This window comes from Streptomyces sp. CAU 1734 (assembly GCF_039888735.1).
In the GTDB taxonomy this organism is placed as follows: domain Bacteria; phylum Actinomycetota; class Actinomycetes; order Streptomycetales; family Streptomycetaceae; genus Streptomyces.
The window spans coordinates 85,309-107,670 of record NZ_JBDQQP010000009.1; the positions used below are offsets into that span (position 1 = coordinate 85,309).

Annotated in this window: 21 protein-coding genes and 1 riboswitch; of the genes, 10 read left to right on the plus strand and 11 right to left on the minus strand. The window is 71.4% G+C overall.

The annotated features are described in order from the left end of the window. Positions 1 to 105: 105 nt before the first annotated feature. Positions 106 to 1,410, minus strand: coding sequence for an extracellular solute-binding protein (locus AAFN69_RS18525; RefSeq protein WP_347729664.1), 1,305 nt, complete (start codon positions 1,408 to 1,410; stop codon positions 106 to 108). Positions 1,411 to 1,711: 301 nt separating this feature from the next. On the opposite strand from AAFN69_RS18525, the gene AAFN69_RS18530 reads away from it, so the two are divergent. From AAFN69_RS18530 to AAFN69_RS18540, 3 genes are all read left to right on the plus strand, one after another. After that, positions 1,712 to 2,476 carry a GntR family transcriptional regulator gene (locus tag AAFN69_RS18530; RefSeq protein WP_347729906.1) on the plus strand — a complete coding sequence of 255 codons (765 nt, stop codon included), beginning with the start codon at positions 1,712 to 1,714 and terminating at the stop codon, positions 2,474 to 2,476. Between the two features lie 497 nt (positions 2,477 to 2,973). Continuing rightward, positions 2,974 to 3,042: riboswitch (cobalamin riboswitch) on the plus strand. Positions 3,043 to 3,286: 244 nt separating this feature from the next. Beyond that, positions 3,287 to 5,668 (plus strand): ribonucleoside-diphosphate reductase subunit alpha, encoded by a 2,382-nt coding sequence (locus AAFN69_RS18535; RefSeq protein ID WP_347729907.1) that lies wholly within the window; start codon positions 3,287 to 3,289, stop codon positions 5,666 to 5,668. Further along, positions 5,668 to 6,681 (plus strand): ribonucleotide-diphosphate reductase subunit beta, encoded by a 1,014-nt coding sequence (locus tag AAFN69_RS18540; protein WP_347729665.1) that lies wholly within the window; start codon positions 5,668 to 5,670, stop codon positions 6,679 to 6,681. The genes AAFN69_RS18535 and AAFN69_RS18540 overlap by 1 nt, the downstream gene beginning before the upstream one ends. Positions 6,682 to 6,744: 63 nt before the next feature. On the opposite strand, the gene AAFN69_RS18545 is transcribed toward AAFN69_RS18540, so the two are convergent. Beyond that, a complete protein-coding gene (locus AAFN69_RS18545) occupies positions 6,745 to 6,963 on the minus strand; it encodes a hypothetical protein (RefSeq protein ID WP_347729666.1) in 219 nt (72 codons plus the stop codon). An 82-nt stretch (positions 6,964 to 7,045) separates the two neighbouring features. Between AAFN69_RS18545 and AAFN69_RS18550 the strand changes: the two genes are divergently transcribed. After that, positions 7,046 to 8,041, plus strand: coding sequence for a helix-turn-helix domain-containing protein (locus AAFN69_RS18550; protein ID WP_347729667.1), 996 nt, complete (start codon positions 7,046 to 7,048; stop codon positions 8,039 to 8,041). Positions 8,042 to 8,062: 21 nt separating this feature from the next. Here AAFN69_RS18550 and def read toward each other — a convergent pair whose 3' ends face one another. The 8 genes from def to AAFN69_RS18590 form a co-directional block, all read right to left on the minus strand. Then, entirely contained in the window at positions 8,063 to 8,737 is a 675-nt protein-coding gene (gene def / locus AAFN69_RS18555; RefSeq protein WP_347729668.1) for a peptide deformylase, read from the minus strand. A gap of 99 nt (positions 8,738 to 8,836) precedes the next feature. Further along, positions 8,837 to 9,838, minus strand: a complete 1,002-nt coding sequence (locus AAFN69_RS18560) for a hypothetical protein (protein ID WP_347729908.1) — start codon at positions 9,836 to 9,838, stop codon at positions 8,837 to 8,839. A 277-nt stretch (positions 9,839 to 10,115) separates the two neighbouring features. Further along, complete coding sequence (locus tag AAFN69_RS18565; RefSeq protein ID WP_347729669.1) at positions 10,116 to 11,540, minus strand: metal-dependent phosphohydrolase; 1,425 nt, start codon at positions 11,538 to 11,540, stop codon at positions 10,116 to 10,118. After that, complete coding sequence (locus tag AAFN69_RS18570; protein WP_347729670.1) at positions 11,537 to 12,940, minus strand: HD-GYP domain-containing protein; 1,404 nt, start codon at positions 12,938 to 12,940, stop codon at positions 11,537 to 11,539. Before AAFN69_RS18570 ends, AAFN69_RS18565 begins: the two co-directional genes overlap by 4 nt. Before the next feature lie 173 nt (positions 12,941 to 13,113). Further along, positions 13,114 to 13,416, minus strand: a complete 303-nt coding sequence (gene rsrA, locus AAFN69_RS18575) for a mycothiol system anti-sigma-R factor (protein WP_347729671.1) — start codon at positions 13,414 to 13,416, stop codon at positions 13,114 to 13,116. Further along, positions 13,413 to 14,153: a sigma-70 family RNA polymerase sigma factor gene (locus tag AAFN69_RS18580; protein WP_347729672.1), complete on the minus strand. Its 741-nt coding sequence runs from the start codon at positions 14,151 to 14,153 to the stop codon at positions 13,413 to 13,415. Before AAFN69_RS18580 ends, rsrA begins: the two co-directional genes overlap by 4 nt. Positions 14,154 to 14,410: 257 nt before the next feature. Then, a complete protein-coding gene (locus AAFN69_RS18585; protein WP_347729909.1) occupies positions 14,411 to 15,061 on the minus strand; it encodes an alpha/beta family hydrolase in 651 nt (216 codons plus the stop codon). 130 nt (positions 15,062 to 15,191) lie between these two features. Then, complete coding sequence (locus tag AAFN69_RS18590; protein WP_347729673.1) at positions 15,192 to 16,007, minus strand: SOS response-associated peptidase; 816 nt, start codon at positions 16,005 to 16,007, stop codon at positions 15,192 to 15,194. Positions 16,008 to 16,080: 73 nt separating this feature from the next. Here AAFN69_RS18590 and AAFN69_RS18595 point away from each other — a divergent pair, with 73 nt between their 5' ends. The 4 genes from AAFN69_RS18595 to AAFN69_RS18610 all read left to right on the plus strand — a co-directional run bounded on the left by AAFN69_RS18595 (position 16,081) and on the right by AAFN69_RS18610 (position 19,722). Next, positions 16,081 to 16,797, plus strand: coding sequence for a M50 family metallopeptidase (locus AAFN69_RS18595; RefSeq protein ID WP_347729910.1), 717 nt, complete (start codon positions 16,081 to 16,083; stop codon positions 16,795 to 16,797). A gap of 156 nt (positions 16,798 to 16,953) precedes the next feature. Beyond that, entirely contained in the window at positions 16,954 to 18,276 is a 1,323-nt protein-coding gene (gene aroA, locus AAFN69_RS18600; RefSeq protein ID WP_347729674.1) for a 3-phosphoshikimate 1-carboxyvinyltransferase, read from the plus strand. 15 nt (positions 18,277 to 18,291) lie between these two features. Then, the gene (gene rsgA, locus AAFN69_RS18605; RefSeq protein ID WP_347729675.1) at positions 18,292 to 19,305 is read left to right on the plus strand and encodes a ribosome small subunit-dependent GTPase A; all 1,014 of its coding nucleotides are present in this window, start codon (positions 18,292 to 18,294) and stop codon (positions 19,303 to 19,305) included. Between the two features lie 93 nt (positions 19,306 to 19,398). Beyond that, on the plus strand, positions 19,399 to 19,722 hold the full coding sequence (locus tag AAFN69_RS18610) for a multidrug efflux SMR transporter (RefSeq protein ID WP_347729676.1): 324 nt from the start codon (positions 19,399 to 19,401) through the stop codon (positions 19,720 to 19,722). Positions 19,723 to 19,947: 225 nt separating this feature from the next. Here AAFN69_RS18610 and AAFN69_RS18615 read toward each other — a convergent pair whose 3' ends face one another. Continuing rightward, a complete protein-coding gene (locus AAFN69_RS18615; RefSeq protein WP_347729677.1) occupies positions 19,948 to 20,607 on the minus strand; it encodes a TetR/AcrR family transcriptional regulator in 660 nt (219 codons plus the stop codon). Positions 20,608 to 20,824: 217 nt separating this feature from the next. Between AAFN69_RS18615 and hisN the strand changes: the two genes are divergently transcribed. Both hisN and AAFN69_RS18625 read left to right on the plus strand, forming a co-directional pair. Further along, a complete protein-coding gene (gene hisN / locus AAFN69_RS18620; protein WP_347729678.1) occupies positions 20,825 to 21,619 on the plus strand; it encodes a histidinol-phosphatase in 795 nt (264 codons plus the stop codon). A gap of 272 nt (positions 21,620 to 21,891) precedes the next feature. Further along, positions 21,892 to 22,293 carry a CBS domain-containing protein gene (locus AAFN69_RS18625; RefSeq protein ID WP_347729679.1) on the plus strand — a complete coding sequence of 134 codons (402 nt, stop codon included), beginning with the start codon at positions 21,892 to 21,894 and terminating at the stop codon, positions 22,291 to 22,293. Positions 22,294 to 22,362: the final 69 nt, after the last annotated feature.

A 22,362-nucleotide genomic window follows, 5' to 3' on the forward strand; every position in this document is an offset into this window, starting at 1 on the left:
CGTTCGGACGTTTCACCAGAGGGGCGGGGGGTGGCGGGCCCGCGCATCAGCGCCGGCCCGCGCACCCCCCGCGGGAAGATCAGAGGGTCAGGAGACCTGTGAAGGTCAGGCCCCGGCCTCGTTGATCAGCTTGTTGATCTCCTCGTCGGCCGCCTTGGTGGCCTCGGCGACGGACTTGCCCTTGATGATGTCGAGGAGCATGAGCTCCAGGACTTCCTTCTTCTCGATCGCGGCCCAGCCGGGGGCGATCGGGGTGAACCAGGCGTCCTCGACGGCGTTGGCCGTCGGAGCCGTCTTGGGGTTCGCCTTCAGCGGCTCGAGCTGCTTGGTGTTGTTCGGCAGGATGTCCTTCGCGACGAGGGAAGCCTGGTGCTTCTCGTTCGTGAAGGTGGCGATCCACTCCTGGCCGAGGTCCTGCTGCTTGGACTTCGAGATGGTGGCGAGGTCCGAGCCGCCGATGAAGGAGGGCAGGGCCTTGCCCTCGGGGCCGGGCATACCCGCGACGAGGATCTTGTCCTTCAGCTTCGCGTTGCCGTTGCCGGTCGGGTCGACGACGCTGCCGGCCTCCCAGCCGTTGCCGTAGAGAAGAGCGGTCTTCTCATTGGCCATCACGTTGGCGTGGTCCTGCTCGTCCTTGGTCTTGTCGCCGTTGTTGTACTTGCCGACAAGGTTGATGAAGTGCTCGATGCCCTTCTGGGCCTCGGGGGTGGAGAGCTGCGACTCCCACTTCTTCGCGCCCTCGTCGTACTTGGCGATCTGGCCGCCGTACGCCGCGACGTAGGACATCGCCGCGTACCAGTAACGACCCGGCAGGTAGAGCGGGGAGTACGCCTTGTCCTTGCCGTACTTCTTGCCGATCTTGTCGAGCGCGGCGGTCAGCTCGGCCTCGGTGCCGGGCAGCGTGTCGGCGCCCGTGCCGGCCTTGAACATGTCCTTGTTGTAGATCGCCACTCGCGCACCGGCGTAGTACGGCACACAGTAGAGCTTGCCCTCGAAGGAGCAGGTGTCCTTCAGACCCTTGATCCAGGTGTCCGAGTTGTCGTACTTCGCAGCGTCGACCTCACCGAGGGCGTCGTTGAGGATGTACGTCATCGTCTCGGTGTTGCCGAGCTCGACCACGTCCGGGAACTTGTCACCGGAGAGGGCGGCGTCCAGCTTCTTGGTCTTGTCGCCCCACTGCTGGTACTGGACGTTGACCTTGACACCCGGGTACTTCTTGTTGAAGTCCTCGTTGGCCGCCTTGACGACCTCGGCCCAGTTGTTCTGCGCGTCGACCATCAGCCAGACGGTCAGCTGACCCTTACGGTCCTTGGGCGCTTTTTTGCTCTCGGTGTCGCTGTCCGAACCGCACGCAGCGACCGAAGCCATCATCGCCACAACACCTGCCGCAGCTATGAGCTTACGCTTCACGCCACCCTCCTCAGGGATGCAAGATTTCCCCCCACCGCCCGGGAGTCGCACAACACGCAGAGACAGCGTTTCAGATCTGCCCGTGGGGCTGGGACCTGGTCTTTAATGGTTTAGACCAGTACCCGGAGCTTGGCCTAGACCTTTAGGGGTGTCAAGGGTGTATAAGAAGGGCAGTCGCGTCCGTTATAGGACCGACACCTGAGGGAGGGCGACGACCCGTGACCGGACCGTGCCACCATGTGAGCCGCGACAGACGGAGGAGCCGGTGACGGCAGCAGCGCAGGAGTCGGGAAGGCGGACGATGAGCACGGACGGGGTGGGGACGGAAGTGGAGGGCGGGCCTGCGACCCGCACCGCACGAGTGCCCAAGTACTACCGGCTCAAGCGCCATCTTCTGGACATGACAGAGACTATGCCGCCCGGGACGCCCGTGCCGCCCGAACGCACACTGGCGGCCGAATTCGATACCTCGCGGACCACTGTCCGGCAGGCTCTCCAGGAGCTCGTGGTCGAGGGCCGGCTCGAACGCATTCAGGGCAAGGGCACCTTCGTGGCGAAGCCGAAGGTCTCCCAGGCACTTCAACTCACCTCATACACCGAGGACATGAAGGCCCAGGGGCTCGAACCCACCTCACAGCTGCTGGACATCGGCTATGTGACCGCCGATGACACGCTGGCCGGACTGCTGGACATCACCACCGGCGGGCGGGTGCTGCGGATCGAGCGGCTGCGGCTCGCGAGCGGTGAGCCGATGGCGATAGAGACCACACACCTTTCGGCCAAACGCTTTCCCGCGCTGCGGCGGAGCCTGGTGAAGTACACCTCGCTCTACACGGCCCTGGCCGAGGTCTACGACGTCCATCTCGCGGAGGCGGAGGAGACGATCGAGACCTCGCTCGCGACCCCCCGGGAGGCCGGTCTGCTGGGTACGGATGTGGGTCTGCCGATGCTGATGCTCTCCCGTCACTCACTGGACGGAGGGGGCGAACCGGTGGAATGGGTGCGCTCCGTCTACCGGGGTGACAGGTACAAATTCGTGGCCCGTCTGAAGCGTCCGGTGGGCTGAACCACTGCCCCTCCGAACAACTGGACCAATCCGGGACGAGACCCCTGATCGGCCCGCCGCGCCCCCTCCCGCCGGAGGGGGCGCGCCGCGTTTCGGGGACCGGGCGGGCGGGCGCGATCCGGGCCGCCGGCGGACTCTCCGTGAGCGGCACGGAGCGCGTCGGGCGGAGATCCGCCGGCGGCCTCGGGGCGTCGCCGCCGGACACTCCGCGAGCCGCCCGGGGCATCGCCGGCGGTACGCGATTCCGTCCGGGCCGAGCCGCGCCGCGCGGCCCCCAGGGCCCCGCACGGCCCCTGTCCGGGATCGGGCCCGAAGTGCTCCCGGATGGTCGCGGAGACGGTCCGCACCGGCCCTCCAAGCGGTCCGAAAGCGTCCGCCAAGAGCCGCCGGGCGTCACGATCCGTAGGAGACCCGACACCGCCGCGACACAACATCTGGTGGGTACCTCCGACCCGCGCCCCCACATGTATGCTCATCTCGCTGTCGCCGCAGAGGAATCCGGTGGGAATCCGGAACTGTCCCGCAACGGTGTGAACTGGTGCGCTTTGTCGTACCCACAAGTCCGAGCGTCTGCCGACAGCGCACCCGGTTCGACCCGACCCGGGTGCCGAGACGTCCGGGCCTCGTGGTTGGGCCGGTGGTCGCCGTACCGAACTGTCACCCCTCGCGGGTGGCACAAGGCACGGCGTTGCCCCCTGCCCACGAGCCCGTGAGCCGAGCGAGGGAGAGCACCACGTGACCATCGCGCCAGCCGATCCGGCTTCAGGCATCGATCAGACCTCGGGTATCGCCGTGAAGGCGTCCGGGCAGGTGCCGGGGCAGGTTGCCGGACAGGTTGCCGAGCAGAACGGGGACGGACCCGGGACCGCACTGCTGCGGACCCTGACCGACCTCACCGCCGATCTGCCCGACACCGACCCCGGCCGAGTCGCCGCCGCCGCGCTCCGCGGCCGCAACTCCGGATCGGACGCGGCCGAGCTCCGCGGACTCGCCACCGACGCCGCCGCGGGCCTCATCTCCGAGGACCCCGCGTACTCCCGGCTGGCGGCGAGGCTCCTCACCCGCACCATCGCCGACGAGGCCGCCTCGCAGGGCTCGGTCTCCTTCTCGGCCTCGGTCGCCGTGGGCCACGCGGAGGGGCTGATCGCCGACCGCACCGCCGAGTTCGTCACCCTCCACGCGGCCCGGCTGGACGAGCTGATCGACCGCGCGGCCGACGACCGCTTCGGCTACTTCGGCCTGCGCACCCTCTACAGCCGCTACCTGCTCCGGCACCCGATCACCCGCCAGGTGATCGAGACCCCCCAGTACTTCATGCTGCGGGTCGCCTGCGGACTGGCCGAGGACGACTCCGTGCGCGCCCTGGACGAGGTCGCGGCGCTCTACGGGCTGATGAGCCGGCTGGACTACCTGCCCTCGTCGCCCACGCTCTTCAACTCCGGCACCCGCCACCCGCAGATGTCCTCCTGCTATCTGCTGGACTCCCCGCTGGACGAGCTGGACTCCATCTACGACCGGTACCACCAGGTCGCGCGGCTCTCCAAGCACGCGGGCGGCATCGGCCTCTCGTACTCCCGCATCCGCGCCCGCGGTTCCCTGATCCGCGGCACCAACGGGCACTCCAACGGCATCGTGCCGTTCCTCAAGACCCTGGACGCCTCGGTCGCCGCCGTGAACCAGGGCGGCCGGCGCAAGGGTGCCGCCGCCGTCTATCTGGAGACCTGGCACGCGGACATCGAGGAGTTCCTGGAGCTCCGCGACAACACCGGTGAGGACGCCCGGCGCACCCACAACCTCAACCTCGCCCACTGGGTGCCGGACGAGTTCATGCGCCGGGTCGAGTCGGACGGCCAGTGGTCGCTCTTCTCCCCCGCCGACGTGCCCGAGCTGGTGGATCTGTGGGGCGACGAGTTCGACGCCGCCTACCGCGGCGCCGAGGCCCGCGGCCTGGCCCGCAAGACCATGTCGGCGCGGGACCTGTACGGCCGGATGATGCGCACCCTCGCGCAGACCGGCAACGGCTGGATGACCTTCAAGGACGCCTCCAACCGCACCGCCAACCAGACCGCCGAGCCCGGCCACACCGTGCACTCCTCGAATCTCTGCACCGAGATCCTGGAGGTCACCGACGACGGCGAGACCGCCGTCTGCAACCTCGGCTCGGTCAACCTCGGCGCCTTCGTGGTGGCCGAGGGCACCGACGACGGCGGTCCGGGGATCGACTGGGAGCGGCTGGACGCCACCGTCCGCACCGCCGTGACCTTCCTCGACCGTGTGGTCGACATCAACTTCTACCCGACCGAGCAGGCGGACCGCTCCAACAACCGCTGGCGCCCGGTGGGCCTCGGCGCGATGGGTCTCCAGGACGTCTTCTTCCAGCTGAAGCTGCCCTTCGACTCCCCCGCGGCCCGCGCGCTCTCCACCCGGATCGCCGAGCGCATCATGCTCGCCGCCTATGAGGCGTCCGCCGATCTCGCCGAGCGCCACGGCCCGCTCCCCGCCTGGGAGAAGACCCGGACCGCGCGCGGGGTGTTCCACCCCGACCACTACGGCGTCGAGTCGGCCTGGCCGGAGCGCTGGGCCGCGCTGCGCGAGCGGGTCGCCGCCACCGGGATGCGCAATTCGCTGCTCCTCGCCATCGCCCCGACCGCGACCATCGCCTCCATCGCGGGCGTGTACGAGTGCATCGAGCCGCAGGTCTCCAACCTCTTCAAGCGCGAGACCCTCTCCGGCGAATTCCTCCAGGTCAACTCCTACCTGGTGGCCGAGTTGAAGAGGCTCGGTGTCTGGGACGCCCAGACCCGTGAGGCGCTGCGCGACGCCAGCGGCTCGATCCAGGGCTTCACCTGGGTTCCCGCCGATGTGCGCGAGCTCTACCGCACGGCGTGGGAGATCCCGCAGCGCGGTCTGATCGACATGGCGGCGGCCAGGACCCCGTACCTGGACCAGTCGCAGTCGCTCAATCTCTTCCTGGAGACGCCGACCATCGGCAAGCTCAGCTCGATGTACGCGTACGCGTGGAAGCAGGGGCTGAAGACCACGTACTACCTGCGCTCCCGCCCGGCGACCCGGATCGCCCGCGCGGCGTCCGGCACCGCTCCGGCCGCCGTGCCCGTGCCGGCGCAGGCCACCCCGGAGGACGCGGTCGCCTGCTCCCTTGAGAACCCCGAGTCCTGCGAGGCCTGCCAGTAATGTCCGATTCCCAGAAGAATCTCCTCGACCCGGGCTTCGAGCTCACCCTGCGCCCGATGCGGTACCCGGACTTCTACGAGCGGTACCGCGACGCGATCAAGAACACCTGGACGGTGGAGGAGGTCGACCTCCACTCCGACGTCACCGACCTGGCGAAGATGACGCCGGAGGAGCAGCATCTGATCGGCCGGCTGGTGGCCTTCTTCGCCACCGGTGACTCGATCGTGGCCAACAACCTGGTGCTGACCCTCTACAAGCACATCAACTCCCCCGAGGCGCGGCTCTATCTGAGCCGGCAGCTCTTCGAGGAGGCGGTGCACGTCCAGTTCTATCTGACGCTGCTGGACACCTATCTGCCCGACCCGGAGGACCGCACGGCGGCCTTCGCCGCGGTGGAGAACATTCCGTCGATCCGCGAGAAGGCGCAGTTCTGCTTCAAGTGGATGGACTCGGTCGAGAAGCTGGACCGGCTGGAGACGCGCGCCGACCGCCGCCGTTTCGTGCTGAATCTGATCTGCTTCGCCGCGTGCATCGAGGGGCTCTTCTTCTACGGCGCCTTCGCGTATGTGTACTGGTTCCGGTCCCGGGGTCTGCTGCACGGCCTGGCCACCGGCACCAACTGGGTGTTCCGGGACGAGACCATGCACATGAACTTCGCCTTCGAGGTCGTGGACACGGTCCGCAAGGAGGAGCCCGACCTCTTCGACGACGAGCTCCAGCAGCAGGTCACCGACATGCTGAAGGAAGCCGTCGAGGCGGAGCTCCAGTTCGGCCGCGACCTGTGCGGCGACGGTCTGCCGGGCATGAACACCGAGTCGATGCGCGAGTACCTCCAGTGCGCCGCCGACCAGCGGCTGACCCGGCTGGGCTTCGCTCCGGTGTACGGCTCGGAGAACCCGTTCTCCTTCATGGAGCTCCAGGGTGTGCAGGAGCTGACGAACTTCTTCGAGCGCCGTCCGTCCGCCTACCAGGTGGCGGTGGAGGGTTCGGTCGACCTCGAAGAGGACTTCTGATCCGCCTCCGGGAGCGATGAGTGAGCGCCGGGTCCGTGTGACGGACCCGGCGCTCCTCGCTGTTCACCCGCCGGCCACGCCGTGCCGCAGGCAGGCCGGGGCCGCCTGCGCCGTACGGCCGGAACGGCCCGCCCGCGCCCGGGCGGCGGGGACGGTGCCCCGCTCCGCCGCCCGCAGCTCGCGGTCGATCCGGCGGTCCCGCGCCAGCCCGGCGAGCGACGGAAGAAGGAGGAGAAGGAGAAGAAGGGACAGGACGGCGAGATGGGCGAGGAAGGTGCTCATACCGTCCACTGTCGTCCCCGGCGGGAGGAAACATCAGTGGCAGGACTGTCAGGGAAAGTCGAATTACTGCCACACTGCTCACATGCTGAGAAATGTCGCCGCCGTCCTCCTCGAAGGCGTCCACCCCTTCGAACTGGGTGTCCTCTGCGAGGTGTTCGGCCATGACCGCAGTGACGACGGGATGCCCGTCTACGACTTCGCGGTGGTCTCCGCCGCCGGTCCGGTCCTGCGCACCCACGCCGGCTTCGACATCACCACCCGGCACGGCCTCGGCCGGCTCGCGGACGCCGATCTCATCGCACTGCCCACCGGGGGCGCCTTCCCCACCCGCGACTACCCCGAGGAGCTGCTGGCCGAGCTGCGCCGGGCCGTCGACCGTGGCGCGCGAGTGCTCAGCGTCTGCACCGGCGCCTTCGTCCTGGGCGCCGCCGGGCTGCTCGACGGCCGCCGCTGCACCACCCACTGGCGGCACACCCGGGCCCTGGCCGAGCGGTATCCGCGCGCGATCGTCGATCCGGATGTGCTGTACGTGGACGAGGGGCCGGTCATCACCTCGGCCGGCACCGCCGCCGCCATCGACGCCTCGCTCCATCTGCTGCGGCAGGAACACGGCCCCGAGGTGGCCAACTGCGTCGCCCGGCGGATGGTGGTGCCGCCGCACCGCGACGGCGGCCAGGCGCAGTACATCGAACGCCCCCTGCCGCGCACCCGGTGCGACACCGTCGGCGAGGTGCTGACCTGGATGGAACGGCATCTGGACCGGGAGATCACCGTCGACCGGCTCGCGGAGCGGGCGCACATGTCACCGCGCACCTTCGCCCGCCGTTTCCAGCAGGAGACGGGAACGACTCCCTACCGCTGGCTGCTGCGCCAGCGGGTGCTGCTCTCCCAGGAGTTGCTGGAGTCGACGGACGAGACGGTGGACGCGATCGCGAGCCGTTCCGGTTTCGGTACGGCGGCGGCCCTGCGGCACCACTTCCTGCGGACGCTCGGCACCACTCCGAACGCCTATCGGCGCACCTTCCGGGGTCCGCTCGCCGGGGCGGGGACCCAGGACGCGGCGGTGGGCCGCGTCTGAGCCCGCCCGCGGGCCGGAGCGTCAGTCGTTGGCGACGACGGGGTAGCGCGGAGTGCCCTCGGCCATCTGCTTCAGGGCGTCCTTGCGGTCCCGCTTGGAGAGCCGGTCGATGTAGAGGTAGCCGTACAGATGGTCCGTCTCGTGCTGGAGGCAGCGGGCGAAGTAGCCGCTGCCGCGCACGGTGATCGGATTGCCCTTGGCGTCCTGGCCGCGCACCACCGCGTAGTCGGGGCGGGCGAGAGCGGCGTACGCCGTCGGGACGGAGAGGCAGCCCTCATTGGAATCGTCCAGATTCCGCTTCTCCGGCGGCAGCTCCTGGAGGACCGGGTTGCAGACATAGCCGACATGGCGCGTGCCGTCGTCGTCGGGGCAGTCGTAGACGAAGACCTTGAGGTCCACCCCGATCTGGTTGGCGGCCAGGCCCACGCCCTCCGCCGTCCGCTGGCTGGCGAACATGTCGTCGATCAGCGACGCCAGCTCGTCGCCGAACTCGGTGACGTCCCGGCACTCCTTGTGGAGGACCGGATTCCCGACCACCGTGATCGGGCGGGAGGTGCCGCGCTCCCGGTGGGCGAGCTCGCGGGCCTCGCAATCCTCCGTGTCCACGAGGAAGCCCTCGTCGTCCACGGCGACACCCTCATCGACCTGCCGGTCCGTTGCCTTGACCTGCTGGTCGGTCTCCTGCTGCGACGCCATGTCAGCCGTACGCCTTCCTCAGTACCCGGGAGATCCCAGTGAGTGATGGTGGGTGATCACTCTGTGTGCGTATGTGTCCGTACAGCCTAAGGGCAGAGCTCAGCAGACTTCTTCGAGATCCCGCCACTCACGGGTGTCCGGACTGTCCGCGACCCAGCCGTCGAGCAGTCCGCGCACCAGACCGGCGGGGGCGGCGATTCCGCATTCCCGCTCGGGGGACCACAGCTCACCGGCGGTGCGGTGGCCGAGCGGTCCCGGATGGCCCGGTTCGCTGTGATCGTGCGGGTCGAGGTGCTCGCCCTCGCCCTCCGCGCTCGGCATCCGGCTCTCCGAACAGGAACGGCAGAGCAGCCGCACCGACGACGACCAGTCCTCGGCGGCGAACCCGGCGTCCGAGGCAAGCCGCTCCAGCGCGTCCCGGTCCTCCTCGGCGGCGGCTTCGAGCAGCACCACCCAGGTGGGTACGGGAGAGGGCGCCCAGAGCTCGATCTCGTCGAACACGGGGTAGGAGGGACCGGCCGCGGTGGTCCGCTCGCCATTGGGCACTCCGTCGTGGAGCACGACCTCGCCCCAGCGGCGCCCGGAGGACGGCAGCGGGATCGAGAGCACTTCGATACGTGCTGGATCGAGCCTCCGGCCCCACACGACCTCGGCCTCTCCCTCGGGGGAGAGCCGGACCGCGGCGCTGCCGAGATCCATGCCCAGCGGTTCGCCGTTGGCACCCGCGCCGACGCCCGCGCGGGTGGGCACCCCGGGCACCTTGAGGCCGTACGCCTGCCATGCCCGGCGGGCCAGCGGCCAGTCCTGGAGGGCGGTGGCGGCGATGCCGACATTCCACCAGTCCGGGGCCCCGGTCTCCTTGTCGAGCAGCGCCACGGCCCGCAGTCCGGCGGCCCTCGCCTGCTCCCAGTCGTGCCGGAACTTATGGAGAAGTGCCAGGTTGAACCAGGACTCGGAGAGCCAGGGCTCAAGATCTGCCGCCCGGGTGAGCAGTGCGCCCGCGTCCTCGTACCGGCCGTCGCCGATCAGCGTGAACGCGCGGTCCGTGGCCTGCCGCCACGAGGCGGAGGGCCGATGCCGTACCTTCCCGAAGATCCTCACGTATCCCGCCTGCCGGTCGCTCGGGCTCGTGACCCGGACGCTGTTGGTGTGTCTTTCCGACACCGCTTCGTGTGTCTGCTTGACGCTGGTGGTGTGTCCTCTTTCGCATCCAACCATGCCGGGTCGGAGGCTGGCTCATTACCCATGGGTTACCCAGGTGGAGGAGGGGCCGGACCCGGCGGGCCGGCCCCGGGCGGGGAGCCCCTCCGCGACGGCCCGGGGCACCCGCCCGCGGCCCCGTTCGCGGCCGGTTCACCGGCCGGCCGGGGCCGGGGATTCACCTGCCGGAATCGCCGCCGGGGCCGGGCGGCGGTCCGGCGCCCTCCCGGGTGCCGCCGGGCGCCGCGCACGGCCCGGATTCCGTCCGGCCCGCGGGCAGCCGTACGAGCGCCCCGGCACCGGCCGCGTCCTCGGCGGCGCCGCTCCCGGCCGGGCGGCGTGCCAGCACTCGCGCGAGCGATTCGACCACCTCCGGCTGATAGGCGTGCCCGGTGCCGAGCCTCAGCTGCTCCAGTGCCCCGAGTGCCCGCCCCGTACTCCCCGCGGGTGCGCCGTTTCCGCCGGCGAGATCGTCGTAGGCGTTGACCGCACGGACGATCCGGGCGGGCAGCGGCTGCTCCCGGTACGGGTCGGCCTGCCGCTCCACCACCACGGCGACCGCCGCCGGTACGCCGGTCCGGCGCACCACCGCGCCGCCGAGCAGGGCGATCCGCCGCTGCTGCGCGGGCGGCAGCAGCGCGGTGGCGCCGTCCGGCACCGGGTCGACGAGCGAGAGCTGGCCGATGTCGTGCATCAGCGCGGCGTACTCCAGCACCGTCAGCTCGTCGCCGGTCATGCCCATCTCGCGGCCGACCGCACAGCTCAGCTCGGCGACCCGGGCGACATGCCCCGGTGGGGTGTGGCCGGCGATCTCGGTGGAGCGGGCGAGGGAGGCGATGGTCTGCCGGTAGGTGGTGCGGACGGCCTCGTACCGCCGGAAGGAGAGCTGGGTGAGGAGCAGCGGCACACAGAAGACGGGCAGCGCCCACAGGCCCGCGACCGCCACGGCGAGCGCGATCACCGCACCGCTGGCGCAGATCGCCGAGCCGATCCCGAGGAGGGCGCGGAGCTCGTCGCGCAGGAGGTGTCCGTAGGGGTATCCGGTGCGGGCGTGCAGTATCAGCGCGGCGAGCACCGCGTCGCAGAGGGCGGTGAGCAGGAGCAGTACGAGGACGACCACCGCGTACCAGGCTCCGGTGGCCCAGTGGTGGAGCGCGCCGGAGTTGTAGAGCGGCTGGAAGCAGACGGCGGCGAAGGTGGCGGTGAGGACCCGGCGGGCCACCCGGTCGAGCCCGGGGCCCTGGCGGCGCACCAGATGAGGCAGGGCCCCGGCGAGGGCACCGAGGAAGACGACGGCGATGACCTGGAGCACGCCGTGGCTGGTGGGGCGGCCCTCGCACTCGCCGAGGAGGGCGTAGGCGAGGGCTCCGGCGGCGCCCAGCGGCGCGGGCTCGCGCTCCCCGGCGGCGGCGCCCCGGCGGGCGGTCTCGCCGAGCGCGATCAGGGCGCCGAAGGCGAGGGCGTTCGCGGGCTCGTGGACGCCGCCGGCGAGCACCGTGCCGAGGGCGGCGCAGATCAGAAGGGCGGCGGCGGTGTGGACGAGGAGAATGGCCGGTCCCGCGCCGCGGACGCCCTGCGGACCCGGGGGCGGGCGCCGGTTCATCCGGTGCCGCCGGGCGTGCGGCCGGCGACCCGGCGGTCCGCCTGGGCGGGGATGCCGGGGGCGGCGGATGCGGCGGGGAGCCGGTCGCGCGGGGGCGGGGCCTCGCCGGAGGTGACCTCGGCCTCCCAGCCGTACCGGTCCAGCGCCCGGACGAGCGCGCGGACCATCCGGGGGTCGAACTGACTGCCCGCGCACCGCTCCAGCTCGGCCACCGCGACCGGGACGGGCCGGGCCCGGGAGTAGGAGCGGGTGGAGGTCATGGCGTCGAAGGCGTCGGCGACGGCGACCACCCGGGCGAATTCGGGAATCTGTTCCCCGGCGAGGCCATGGGGGTAGCCGGTGCCGTCCATGCGTTCGTGGTGGTGGAGGATGGCGGCCCGCGCCTCGCCGAGGAAGCCGATGCCGCGGACGATCTCATGGCCGTACTCGGGGTGGAGCTCGATCACCCGCCGCTCCTCGGGGGTCAGCGGCCCCTCCTTGCGCAGTACCCGGGTCGGGACGCCGAGTTTCCCCACGTCGTGGAGGATCCCGGCGAAGCGGATGACCTCGATCCGCTCCTCGTCCATGTCCAGCTCGCGGGCGATCAGGACCGAGGCATGCCCGACGCGCTCGCTGTGGCCCCGGGTGTAGCGGTCCTTGAGGTCGACGGCCTGGACGAGGGCCCGGATGGTGGCCTGGTGGGCGGCGCGTTCGCGGTGGTACTGGGCGAAGAGCCGGCCGGAGATGTACATCGGCAGCAGGACGAAGAGGGCCGAGACAGGTCCGTACGGGCTGGTCCAGAGCACCGCCATCATCAGTCCGGCGAGTCCGTGGACGAGCTGGGGCAGCAGGGAGCGCACCATCGGCCCGCGCCGGGAGGCGCGCAGGGGGCGCCGCTCTGCGGTGGCGCGGATGCCCGCTTCGAGGAGGTTGAGCACCAGACAGAAGACCAGCGCGCCGGCCGCGGCGGGGAGCAGGGCATGCGGGAAGTGCGGCCCCGGCTCGCCGGGGACTCCGAGCGGGCGCACTCCGCCGGCCAGGGTGTGGGTGGCGGCGGCGCTCCAGGTGGCGAGGGCGAGCTGGGCGGCGCGCCAGATCCGCCGGAGGACACCGGGGCCGCCCGGGGGCACCCGTCCGATCAGCGCGCCGGGGACGGCGGCCAGCGGGGCGAGCGCGGTGGGCAGCAGAAAGGCCGCGGCGAGCAGGACCGGGAAGAAGGATCCGGTGCCCGCCGGCAGCGGGTCCCCGGGTCTGCGGCGGCAGGCGGGCAGCTCACAGGCGGTGTAGAGCGCCGTCAGCAGGGCGAGTGCGCCCCAGCACGCGGCGGGGGTCTCCCGGCGGAGGGCGGGGAGCACGGCGAGGGCGGTGCAGAGCACGGCACACAGGATGTACGCGCGGGCCGCCGCCGGTATGGATTTCACTCCGCTGCCCTCTTTTCTCATCTCGCGTGTCACGCTAGCGAGTTGAGGTACGAGGGGCGGCCGGGTCGGCCGTGGTTCACACAGAAGTATGACTGCGGATGCGTACGGAGACGGCCCGCCGTGATATGCGCGGCGGGCCGTCTCCGGCGGCTCCCGGTGGGCCGGTGTCCGCGTCAGTCGCGGCCCGGCACCTCGGCGACGTCATGGTCGGGCACGGGCTCCCCGGAGCGGATCAGATCGATCCGGCCCATGACCTTGGCGCGCAGGTCGGTGGGGACGTCGTCGTGTCCGCAGCACCGCTTGACCAGCTTCTTCACCGCCTGCTCCAGGCCGTACTTCTCCAGGCACGGGGAGCACTCGCCGAAGTGCACCTCGAACTTGGTGCAGTCGCTGTCGGGCATCTCGCGGTCGAGAAACTCATAGAGATGGTCCAGCACCTCTGAGCAGTCCGTCTCGTGCGGCTCTCCGCAGCTCATGAGCCCGAGCCTTTCGCTTCGTTCGACTCCCCCGCTCCGGCCGGGACGAGACCGCGCTCCCGCGCGTAGTCCTCCAGCATCCCGCGCAGCTGGCGGCGCCCCCGGTGCAGGCGGGACATCACGGTCCCGATGGGTGTTCCCATGATGTCCGCGATCTCCTTGTACGCAAAGCCCTCCACGTCGGCGAGGTAGACCGCGATCCGGAACTCCTCGGGGATGGCCTGGAGCGCGGCCTTCACATCGGAGTCCGGCAGGTGGTCGAGCGCCTGCGACTCCGCCGAGCGCAGCCCCGTGGACATGTGGGACTCGGCGCGCGCGAGCTGCCAGTCCTCGATCTCCTCAGCGGCGCTGCGCTGGGGCTCGCGCTGCTTCTTGCGGTACGAGTTGATGAACGTGTTGGTCAGGATCCGGTAGAGCCACGCCTTGAGGTTGGTGCCCTCGCGGAACTGGTGGAAGGAGCCGTACGCCTTGGCGTACGTCTCCTGTACGAGATCCTCGGCGTCGGCCGGGTTGCGCGTCATGCGCAGCGCCGCCGAGTACATCTGGTCGAGGAACCCGAGGGCGTCCCGCTCGAAGCGGGCATTGCGCTCGGCGGTCGTCTCGTCGGACCGCTCGGTCCCGGTCTCCGTCTGAGCGGACCGCTCGCTCCGCGCGGGCCGGGCGTCCTCCGCCCCTCCCGCTGCCTGTGCCGCCTGGCCGTCGTCGGTCCCTGCGTCGGTCCCAGTGACCGGACCCACCTCCTCCAACGCTGTGGCGAGGCCGAATGCGGACCCGCTCGAATCGGAGAATAGTCGACCTTCGGGCGCGAGCCCCTGCCGACCGGCTGCGCCCGACGCCCGAACGGGGGCGGTCTTCGCCGCCGTGAGTACGGACCACTCCAGGCTGTTCCGGTCCGTACGGCGGGGGCAGATGGTCGAACCCATGCGAGGGACTCCCTACTCCGTGCTCAGTTGCTGACGTCCTGACATCCGGCACAACAGAGCCGGGCGGCTCGTCATTCCCAGCGGGCCGCGAGCCAGGCCCGTACCGCGTCTGTGATCACTGTCACGGCGGGAATCCCCGTGATGGCCGCGCGCTTCGGGACGGCGAAGCCGTGATCGGCGGCGGGCACCTCGACGAGCTCGTACCGGCCCTCCGCGTCCGTGGTGCCCGGGGGCACGGCGGGGAATTCGGCGGGTTTCCCGAAGGGGTCGGCGCCGCCCTGGACGACCAGGGTGGGCAGGCCCGCGGAGAGGAGTTCGGCGGCCCGGGACTTCTCCGGCCGGCCCGGCGGGTGGAGCGGGAAGGCGAGGGCGAGCACCCCGGCGGCGCCCAGCTCCCGGCCGGTCCGGCAGGCGACCCGGGCGCCCGCGCTCCGGCCGCCGGCGACGACGGGCACCCCGCGCTCCGCCAGCCGGGGCCAGAGCCCGCGCCAGCCGAGGTCCAGCGTCGCGGGGGCGGGGGCGAGCTTCTTCCCGGCGACCCGCCAGGGCTGCTCGACCAGGGCGACCGTGACCCCGTCCGCGGGGAGCTCCCGGGCGATGGCCCGCAGATCGCGGGCCGCGATCCCGCCCCCGGCGCCGTGGCCGAGGGCGAGCACCAGGCGTTCACCCGGGCCGGCGGCGGCCCGGTACCAGCTCACGCGGGCCGTTCCGGCCTCGGTCACGACCTCGTCGACGGCGTCCGGCGGGGCGTCGGGAAGGGCGTCGGGGAGGTTCGCGCTCTCTTTTCTCGTCACCCGGCCATCCTGCCCGGCGGCGGTTGGTCCAGTGGGGTGGCGGCGCCGGGGCCGGCGGTCAGAAGAGCGTGGCCTCCTCCGGGCCCTCCAGCTCCGCGAGGAGCTCCGGTCCGTTGTTGCGGACATTGCTGACGGCCGTCGTCACCGGATACGCCCGCATCAGCCCCTCCGGCGGCGGCTCCAGCAGCGAGCGCAGCTCCTCCGGGTCCGTTGTGCCCGGGTCGAGCCAGGCGTCCCAGCGGTCGGGGGTCAGCATCAGCGGCATCCGGGGGTGGATCTCCGCCAGCGATCCGGGGCCGTCGGCCGGGGCCACCCCCAGCGGGCCCGTCTCGGCCTCGGTGGTGATCACCGTGCACGTCACCCACCAGGCGCGCGGATGGTCGTCGGGCAGGGTCCGGTCGCGCCAGAACTCGTACAGCCCCGCCATGGCGAGGACGGAGCCGTCGGCCGGGGTGACGAAGTACGGCTGCTTCCTCGTCCGCTTCCGCTTCCCCTGCTCCTCCAGCCGGCGCTCGTCCTCCGCGGTGACCCACTCGTAGTAGCCGTCGGCGGGGATGATGCAGCGGCGGGCGGCGAAGGGGGCCCGGAAGGACGGCTTCTCGTGCACCGTCTCGGCCCGGGCGTTGATCATCCGGGCCGCGCCCTCCGGCGATTTCGCCCAGGACGGGACCAGTCCCCATCTCAGTGCGCGCAGCTGGCGAACCGGACGAGGGTCGTCCGCGTCTTTCACAGGGCGTTCGAGGATCGCGTGGACCTCTTTGGTGGGCGCCACGTTCCAGTCGGGGGCCAGGGTCTCCGCGGGCTCCCACTTCCGGACGTCGAAGATCCCCACCAGATCCTCGGGCCGACGACTTGCCGCATACCGTCCACACATGACTGCCACACTGCCACTTCCGTCCGCCGCTCAAGGAGCCACCCCAGAAATGGAAAGCATCCATTCCGCTTTCATGCTCAGCAGCTCCCCGGCCGGCGGTCTGTGGGAGCGGATCTCGGGCACCCAGTCCGCGCCGGAGCGGTGGCTGGTCATAGCCGCGGCCGTGCTCGCCCTCGCCGCGGTCGTGCCGCGCCCGCTCTGGCGGCTCTCCCGGAACGCCGTGACCATCGCGCACGAGGGCGGTCACGGTCTGGTGGCCCTGCTCACCGGCCGCAAGCTGGAGGGCATCCGGCTGCACTCCGACACCAGCGGTCTGACCGTGAGCCGGGGCAGGCCGACCGGGCTCGGCATGGTGCTCACCGCCGCCGCCGGGTACACCGCCCCCTCACTGCTCGGTCTCGGCGGCGCGGCCCTGCTGGGCGCGGACCGGATCACCCTGCTGCTGTGGCTGGCCACCGCGCTGCTGCTGGCCCTGCTGGTGATGATCCGGAATGTGTACGGCGCGCTCACGGTGATCGTCACCGGCGGCGCCTTCCTGCTGGTCTCCTGGCTGGCCGATGCCGAGGTCCAGGCCGGCTTCGCCTATGCGGCGGTCTGGTTCCTGCTGATCGGCGGGGTGCGCCCGGTCTTCGAGCTCCAGGCCAAACGGAGGCACGGGGGTGCTCCCGACTCGGACGCCGATCAGCTCTCCCGGCTCACCCATGTGCCGCCGCTGATGTGGCTGCTGCTCTTCCACGCGGTGTCGCTCTGTGCCCTGATCGGCGGCGGACGGTGGCTGCTCGCGCTCTGAGCCGGCGAGGCTCCGGCGGGTCTCCGGCGGGTCTCCGGCGGCGGTGCGATGAGGGCCATCCGGCCGTGTTCACCCACCATCACGCCATGATTACGCCCCGGTTTCGGCATATTTGATCAAAATCCGGGCCGCCGTGGAACCACTAAAGTAATGGCCATGACCGAAGCCTCCGTGCACCCTGCCCTCTGGCCTGCCCCGTTCGCGAACGGAGCCGTCGAAGCGACCGTGACCGTGCCCGGTTCCAAGTCGGTCACCAATCGCGCTCTGGTCCTGGCCGGCCTGGCCGCCGACCCCGGCTGGCTGCGCCGCCCGCTCCGCTCCCGGGACAGTCTGCTGATGGCCCAGGCGCTGCGCGCGCTCGGTGTCGGCATCGAGGAGGGCATCGGCCCGGACGGCGAGGGCGAGGTCTGGCGGGTCATCCCGGCCGGCCTGCACGGCCCCGCCACCGTCGACGTCGGCAACGCCGGCACGGTGATGCGTTTCCTGCCGCCGGTCGCGACCCTCGCCGACGGCCCCATCCGCTTCGACGGCGACCCGCGTTCCTACGAGCGCCCGCTGCACGGCGTGATCGACGCGCTGCGCGCCCTCGGCGCCCGGATCGACGACGACGGCCGCGGCGCGCTCCCGATGACCGTGCACGGCGGCGGTGCCCTGGACGGCGGATCGGTCGAGATCGACGCCTCCTCGTCCTCCCAGTTCGTCTCCGCGCTGCTGCTCTCCGCGCCCCGTTTCAATCAGGGGGTCGAGGTCCGGCACGTGGGCGCGCGGCTGCCCTCGATGCCGCACATCCGGATGACCGTGGACATGCTGCGCGCCGTCGGCGCCCAGGTGGACGAGCCCGAGACCGGCGGCGAGCCCAATGTCTGGCGGGTCGCCCCCTCCGCCATACTCGGCCGCGACATCACGGTGGAGCCCGATCTGTCCAACGCGCAGCCCTTCCTCGCCGCCGCGCTGATCACCGGCGGCCGGGTCACCATCCCGGACTGGCCCGAGCGCACCACCCAGCCCGGCGACGCGCTGCGCCAGATCTTCACCGAGATGGGCGGCTCCTGCGAGCTCACCGACGCCGGCCTGACCTTCACCGGCACCGGCCGGATCCGCGGCATCGACGTGGACCTCGGCGAGGTCGGCGAGCTGACCCCCGGGATCGCCGCCGTCGCCGCCCTCGCCGACTCGCCCTCCACCCTGCGCGGCGTCGCCCATCTGCGGCTCCACGAGACGGACCGGCTGGCCGCGCTCACCAAGGAGATCAACGAGCTGGGCGGGGATGTGACCGAGACCGAGGACGGGCTGCTGATCCGGCCGCGTCCGCTGCACGGCGGGGTGTTCCACACCTACGACGACCACCGGATGGCGACCGCGGGCGCGATCATCGGCCTCGCGGTCGAGGGCGTCGAGATCGAGAATGTGGCCACCACCGCCAAGACACTGCCCGATTTCCCCCGGATGTGGACCACCATGCTCGGGTCGGGAAGCTGAACGGGGCCTGAGGAAATGCGGCGCTACGGCAAGAACCCCGACGAGGACGACATCCGCGTACGGCCCAATCGCAAGGGCAACCGGCCGCGGACCAGCATCCGGCCCAAACACGAGGACGCGGCGGAGGGCATGGTCCTCACCGTCGACCGGGGGCGGCTGACCTGTCTCGTCGGGGATCGTGTCGTGGTCGCCATGAAGGCCCGGGAGCTCGGCCGCAAGGCCGCCGTCGTCGGCGACCGGGTCTCGATCGTCGGTGACCTCTCCGGCGACAAGGACACCCTGGCGCGGATCGTGCGCATCGGCGAGCGCACCTCCGTACTGCGCCGCACCGCCGACGACGACGATCCCTTCGAGCGGGTCGTCGTCGCCAACGCCGACCAGCTCGCCATCGTCACCGCGCTCGCCGACCCCGAGCCGCGCCCCCGGCTGATCGACCGATGTCTGGTCGCCGCCTACGACGGCGGGCTCACCCCGCTGCTCGTCCTGACCAAGTCGGATCTCGCCTCCCCGGACGAATTGCTGGAGATGTACGGGGCGCTCGGCGTCCCCCATGTCGTCACCACCCGCGACGAGTTCGTGGACGGGGTCGCGGCCGACCGGGTGCACGAGCATCTCTCGGGCCGCACCACGGCGTTCGTCGGTCACTCCGGCGTCGGCAAGACCACGCTGGTCAACGCGCTGGTGCGGGCGGACCGGCGGCGGGTCACCGGACATGTCAACGCGGTCACCGGCCGCGGCCGGCACACCACCACCTCGGCACTGGCCATTCCGCTCGCGGACGAGGCCGGCGGCTGGGTCATCGACACGCCGGGGCTGCGCTCGTTCGGGCTGGCCCATGTGGATCCGTCCCGGGTGATCCTCGCCTTCCCCGATCTGGTGCCCGGGACGGTCAACTGCCCCAGGGCCTGCAGCCATGACGAGGCGGAGTGCGCCCTGGACGCCTGGGTGGCCGAGGGGCACGCCGATCCGGCCCGGCTGGTCTCCCTGCGCAGGCTGCTCTCGACCAGGGAACGACGCGAAGGCGACTGATCCGCGTTACGTTTGCGCGAATCGGATGTTGGTAAATGCTTAATCGCATCACATCCGACGTAGCAGTCACCGACTGACGGGGAGGCCCTGACCATGGCGTGGCTGCTGGTGGTGGTCGCCGGAATTCTCGAAACGGGCTTCGCGGTCTGTCTGAAGCTGTCCCACGGGTTCACCCGGCTCTGGCCCACCATCGCCTTCGCCGCCTTCGCCCTGGGGAGCTTCGGACTTCTCACCCTGGCACTGAAGAAGCTCGATGTGGGACCGGCGTACGCGGTGTGGACCGGCATCGGGGCGGCGGGCACCGCGATCTACGGAATGATCTTCCTGGGCGATCTGGTCTCCACGCTGAAGATCGTGTCGATCTCACTGGTGATCATCGGGGTCATCGGTCTCCAGCTCTCGGGCTCCGCGCACTGACATCCTCCGCCGGCCGGTCCGCACCGGGGCCGCCCGGCGGCGGTGTTTGCTCCGGTCCCGCGCGGCGGCCGTGTTTGCTCCGGTCCCGCCCGGCGGCCGTGTTTGCTCCGGTGCCGCCCGGCCTCCGTGTCGGCTTTCGGTCCCGTCCGGCGGCGGTGTCCGCTCCGGTCCCGCCCGGCCGCCGTGTCCGCACCGGTCCCGTCCCGCCGCCGCGTCCCCTCCTGTTCACCCGGCCTCCGTGTCCCCGCCGGCGGGGGCGGACCCGACCGCCGTACGGATCAGCCGGCCGACACCCTCCCCGGCGGGAGCGATGACGCAGGAGAGCGCGAGCCGCATCGTGAGTTCGCAGCGGTGCGCGAGTGCCGCCGGCTCCTCCTCGCCCCGGTGCCGGCCGCCCTGCTCCGGCACGAACCCGCAGCCGCCGCGCGTCAGTGCGGCGAGCGACCGGTCCCGTACCAGCGCGACCACCTCGGCGGGCCTCGGAGCCCCCGCGTCCGCGCGGCGCTGAGCCGGTGTCCCGGCCGGCGGGAGATCGCTGTCGGCGGAGGTCGGCAGCGGCAGCCACTCGCCCCAGCAGCCGGTGAGCAGCGCGCGCAGCAGCGGTCTGGCACGCGCCTCGCTCACGGTCCACTCGGCGATCGCGACCAGGGGTTCGACAGCTCCGGAGCCCTCGCCCAGCAGCCGGTCCACCCCGCGGAGATACCCGTCGGCCTCCCGGCGGACCAGCGCGCGGCCGAGTCCGTCCTTGCTGCCGAATTCGTTGTACAGGGTCTGCCTGGACAGGCCCGCGGCCACGGCCACATCGACCATCCGCACCGCTGACCAGGGTCTTTCGGCAAGGGCCGCGAGTGCGGCGTTCAACAGGGACTCACGGGCCGTAGGCATCGTCGCCTCCCCGGCCGCACGGCTCCAGGACCCGGTGCCCACCCAGCCGTACGGCTCGTCGCACAGAGTTGACGTGCCTCCTTCAGGTGTCAAGAGTCGCCGCGGGCCGGAGCGGAGGGTTGGCCCGAACCGCTCGGATCGCGGCCGGGCGGGTGCGCGCCCGCGCGCGCCCGGCGCCGCCGGCCGCGCCCTCCGCCCTCCCGATAGAGTGATCGCCATGCCCGACTATGACGACGACCTGCGTCTCGCCCATGTCCTGGCGGACGCCGCCGACGCCGCGACCATGGCCCGGTTCAAGGCGCTGGACCTGAAGGTCGAGACCAAGCCGGACATGACGCCCGTGAGCGAGGCGGACAAGGCCGCGGAGGAGCTGATCCGGGCACAGCTCCAGCGGGCCCGGCCGAGGGACGCCGTCCTCGGCGAGGAGTACGGCATCGAGGGCACGGGCCCCCGCCGCTGGGTCATCGACCCGATCGACGGCACCAAGAACTACGTGCGCGGGGTACCGGTCTGGGCCACGCTCATCTCGCTGATGGTGCAGGGCGAGGGCGGCTACCGGCCCGTGGTGGGCGTGGTCTCGGCCCCCGCGCTGAGCCGCCGCTGGTGGGCGGCGGAGGGCAGCGGCGCGTACACCGGGCGCTCGCTCTCCTCCGCGAGCAGGCTCCAGGTGTCCCGGGTCGGCCGGATCGAGGACGCCTCCTTCGCCTACTCCTCGCTGAGCGGCTGGGAGGAGCGGGGCGCGCTGCCCGGCTTTCTCGACCTCACCCGCGACTGCTGGCGCACCCGCGGCTATGGCGACTTCTGGCCGTACATGATGGTGGCCGAAGGCTCGATCGACATCTGCGCCGAGCCGGAGCTGTCGCTGTGGGACATGGCCGCGAATGTGATCGTCGTACAGGAGGCGGGCGGCACCTTCACCGGCCTGGACGGCGTCCCCGGACCGCACAGCGGAAACGCCGCCGCGTCCAATGGGCTGCTCCATGACGAGCTGCTGAGCTATCTGAGGACCTGACCCCGGCCGCGCCGGCGCAGGCCTGCGGGGTCCTCGGAAGCGGGGGCGCGGGGTCCGGCCGTACGCCCCCGCCGCCCCGCACGACCCCGGCGGGCCCCCGGTCCGGCCATCGGCGCCCCGGATGCCCCCGGGCGGCCGGTACACGTCTTGCGGAATCCGCCCGGTCCGCCCTCTTGCCCTGTTCCACGGAGCCTGAGACTCTGAAAATCCCCCCGCTTGTGAACTTGTGAATTGGTTCACGGGACCGGTTCTCCGAGGAGGTGGCTCCTTTCATGCTCGTCCGTGACGCCATGAGCACGGTCGTCCTGACCATCGGCCCCGCACACACCCTCCGCCAGGCCGCCCGGCTGATGGCCGCCCGCCGCGTCGGCGCGGCCGTCGTGCTGGACGGCGACTCCGAAGCCATGGGCATTCTGACCGAGCGCGACATCCTCACGTCCGTGGGCACGGGCCAGGACCCCGACCGGGAGACCGCCGGCACCCACACCACCACCGACGTCGTCTTCGCGGCTCCCGCCTGGAGCCTCGAGGAGGCCGCCGAGGCCATGTCCCACGGCGGATTCCGCCATCTGATCGTGATGGACGGCACAGGACCCGTCGGCATCGTCTCCGTGCGCGACATCATCCGCTGCTGGGCCCCGGCCCGCGATCACCGGTCGACCCTGGTCGGCTGACCCGCCCCGCCCCCGAACACAAGGGAGCCGAACACCGGAGAGCCGGACCCCCCTGGACAGGGGTCCGGC

Bases quoted from the DNA above. Each gene is read 5' to 3' on its own strand.
- AAFN69_RS18530 (WP_347729906.1), top strand. From the start codon at position 1,712: ATGAGCACGGACGGGGTGGGGACGGAAGTGGAGGGCGGGCCTGCGACC.
- AAFN69_RS18540 (WP_347729665.1), top strand. From the start codon at position 5,668: ATGTCCGATTCCCAGAAGAATCTCCTCGACCCGGGCTTCGAGCTCACC.
- AAFN69_RS18545 (WP_347729666.1), bottom strand. From the start codon at position 6,963: ATGAGCACCTTCCTCGCCCATCTCGCCGTCCTGTCCCTTCTTCTCCTT.
- AAFN69_RS18550 (WP_347729667.1), top strand. From the start codon at position 7,046: ATGCTGAGAAATGTCGCCGCCGTCCTCCTCGAAGGCGTCCACCCCTTC.
- def (WP_347729668.1), bottom strand. From the start codon at position 8,737: ATGGCGTCGCAGCAGGAGACCGACCAGCAGGTCAAGGCAACGGACCGG.
- AAFN69_RS18565 (WP_347729669.1), bottom strand. From the start codon at position 11,540: ATGAACCGGCGCCCGCCCCCGGGTCCGCAGGGCGTCCGCGGCGCGGGA.
- rsrA (WP_347729671.1), bottom strand. From the start codon at position 13,416: ATGAGCTGCGGAGAGCCGCACGAGACGGACTGCTCAGAGGTGCTGGAC.
- AAFN69_RS18590 (WP_347729673.1), bottom strand. From the start codon at position 16,007: ATGTGTGGACGGTATGCGGCAAGTCGTCGGCCCGAGGATCTGGTGGGG.
- AAFN69_RS18595 (WP_347729910.1), top strand. From the start codon at position 16,081: ATGCTCAGCAGCTCCCCGGCCGGCGGTCTGTGGGAGCGGATCTCGGGC.
- aroA (WP_347729674.1), top strand. From the start codon at position 16,954: ATGACCGAAGCCTCCGTGCACCCTGCCCTCTGGCCTGCCCCGTTCGCG.
- rsgA (WP_347729675.1), top strand. From the start codon at position 18,292: ATGCGGCGCTACGGCAAGAACCCCGACGAGGACGACATCCGCGTACGG.
- AAFN69_RS18610 (WP_347729676.1), top strand. From the start codon at position 19,399: ATGGCGTGGCTGCTGGTGGTGGTCGCCGGAATTCTCGAAACGGGCTTC.
- AAFN69_RS18615 (WP_347729677.1), bottom strand. From the start codon at position 20,607: ATGCCTACGGCCCGTGAGTCCCTGTTGAACGCCGCACTCGCGGCCCTT.
- hisN (WP_347729678.1), top strand. From the start codon at position 20,825: ATGCCCGACTATGACGACGACCTGCGTCTCGCCCATGTCCTGGCGGAC.
- AAFN69_RS18625 (WP_347729679.1), top strand. From the start codon at position 21,892: ATGCTCGTCCGTGACGCCATGAGCACGGTCGTCCTGACCATCGGCCCC.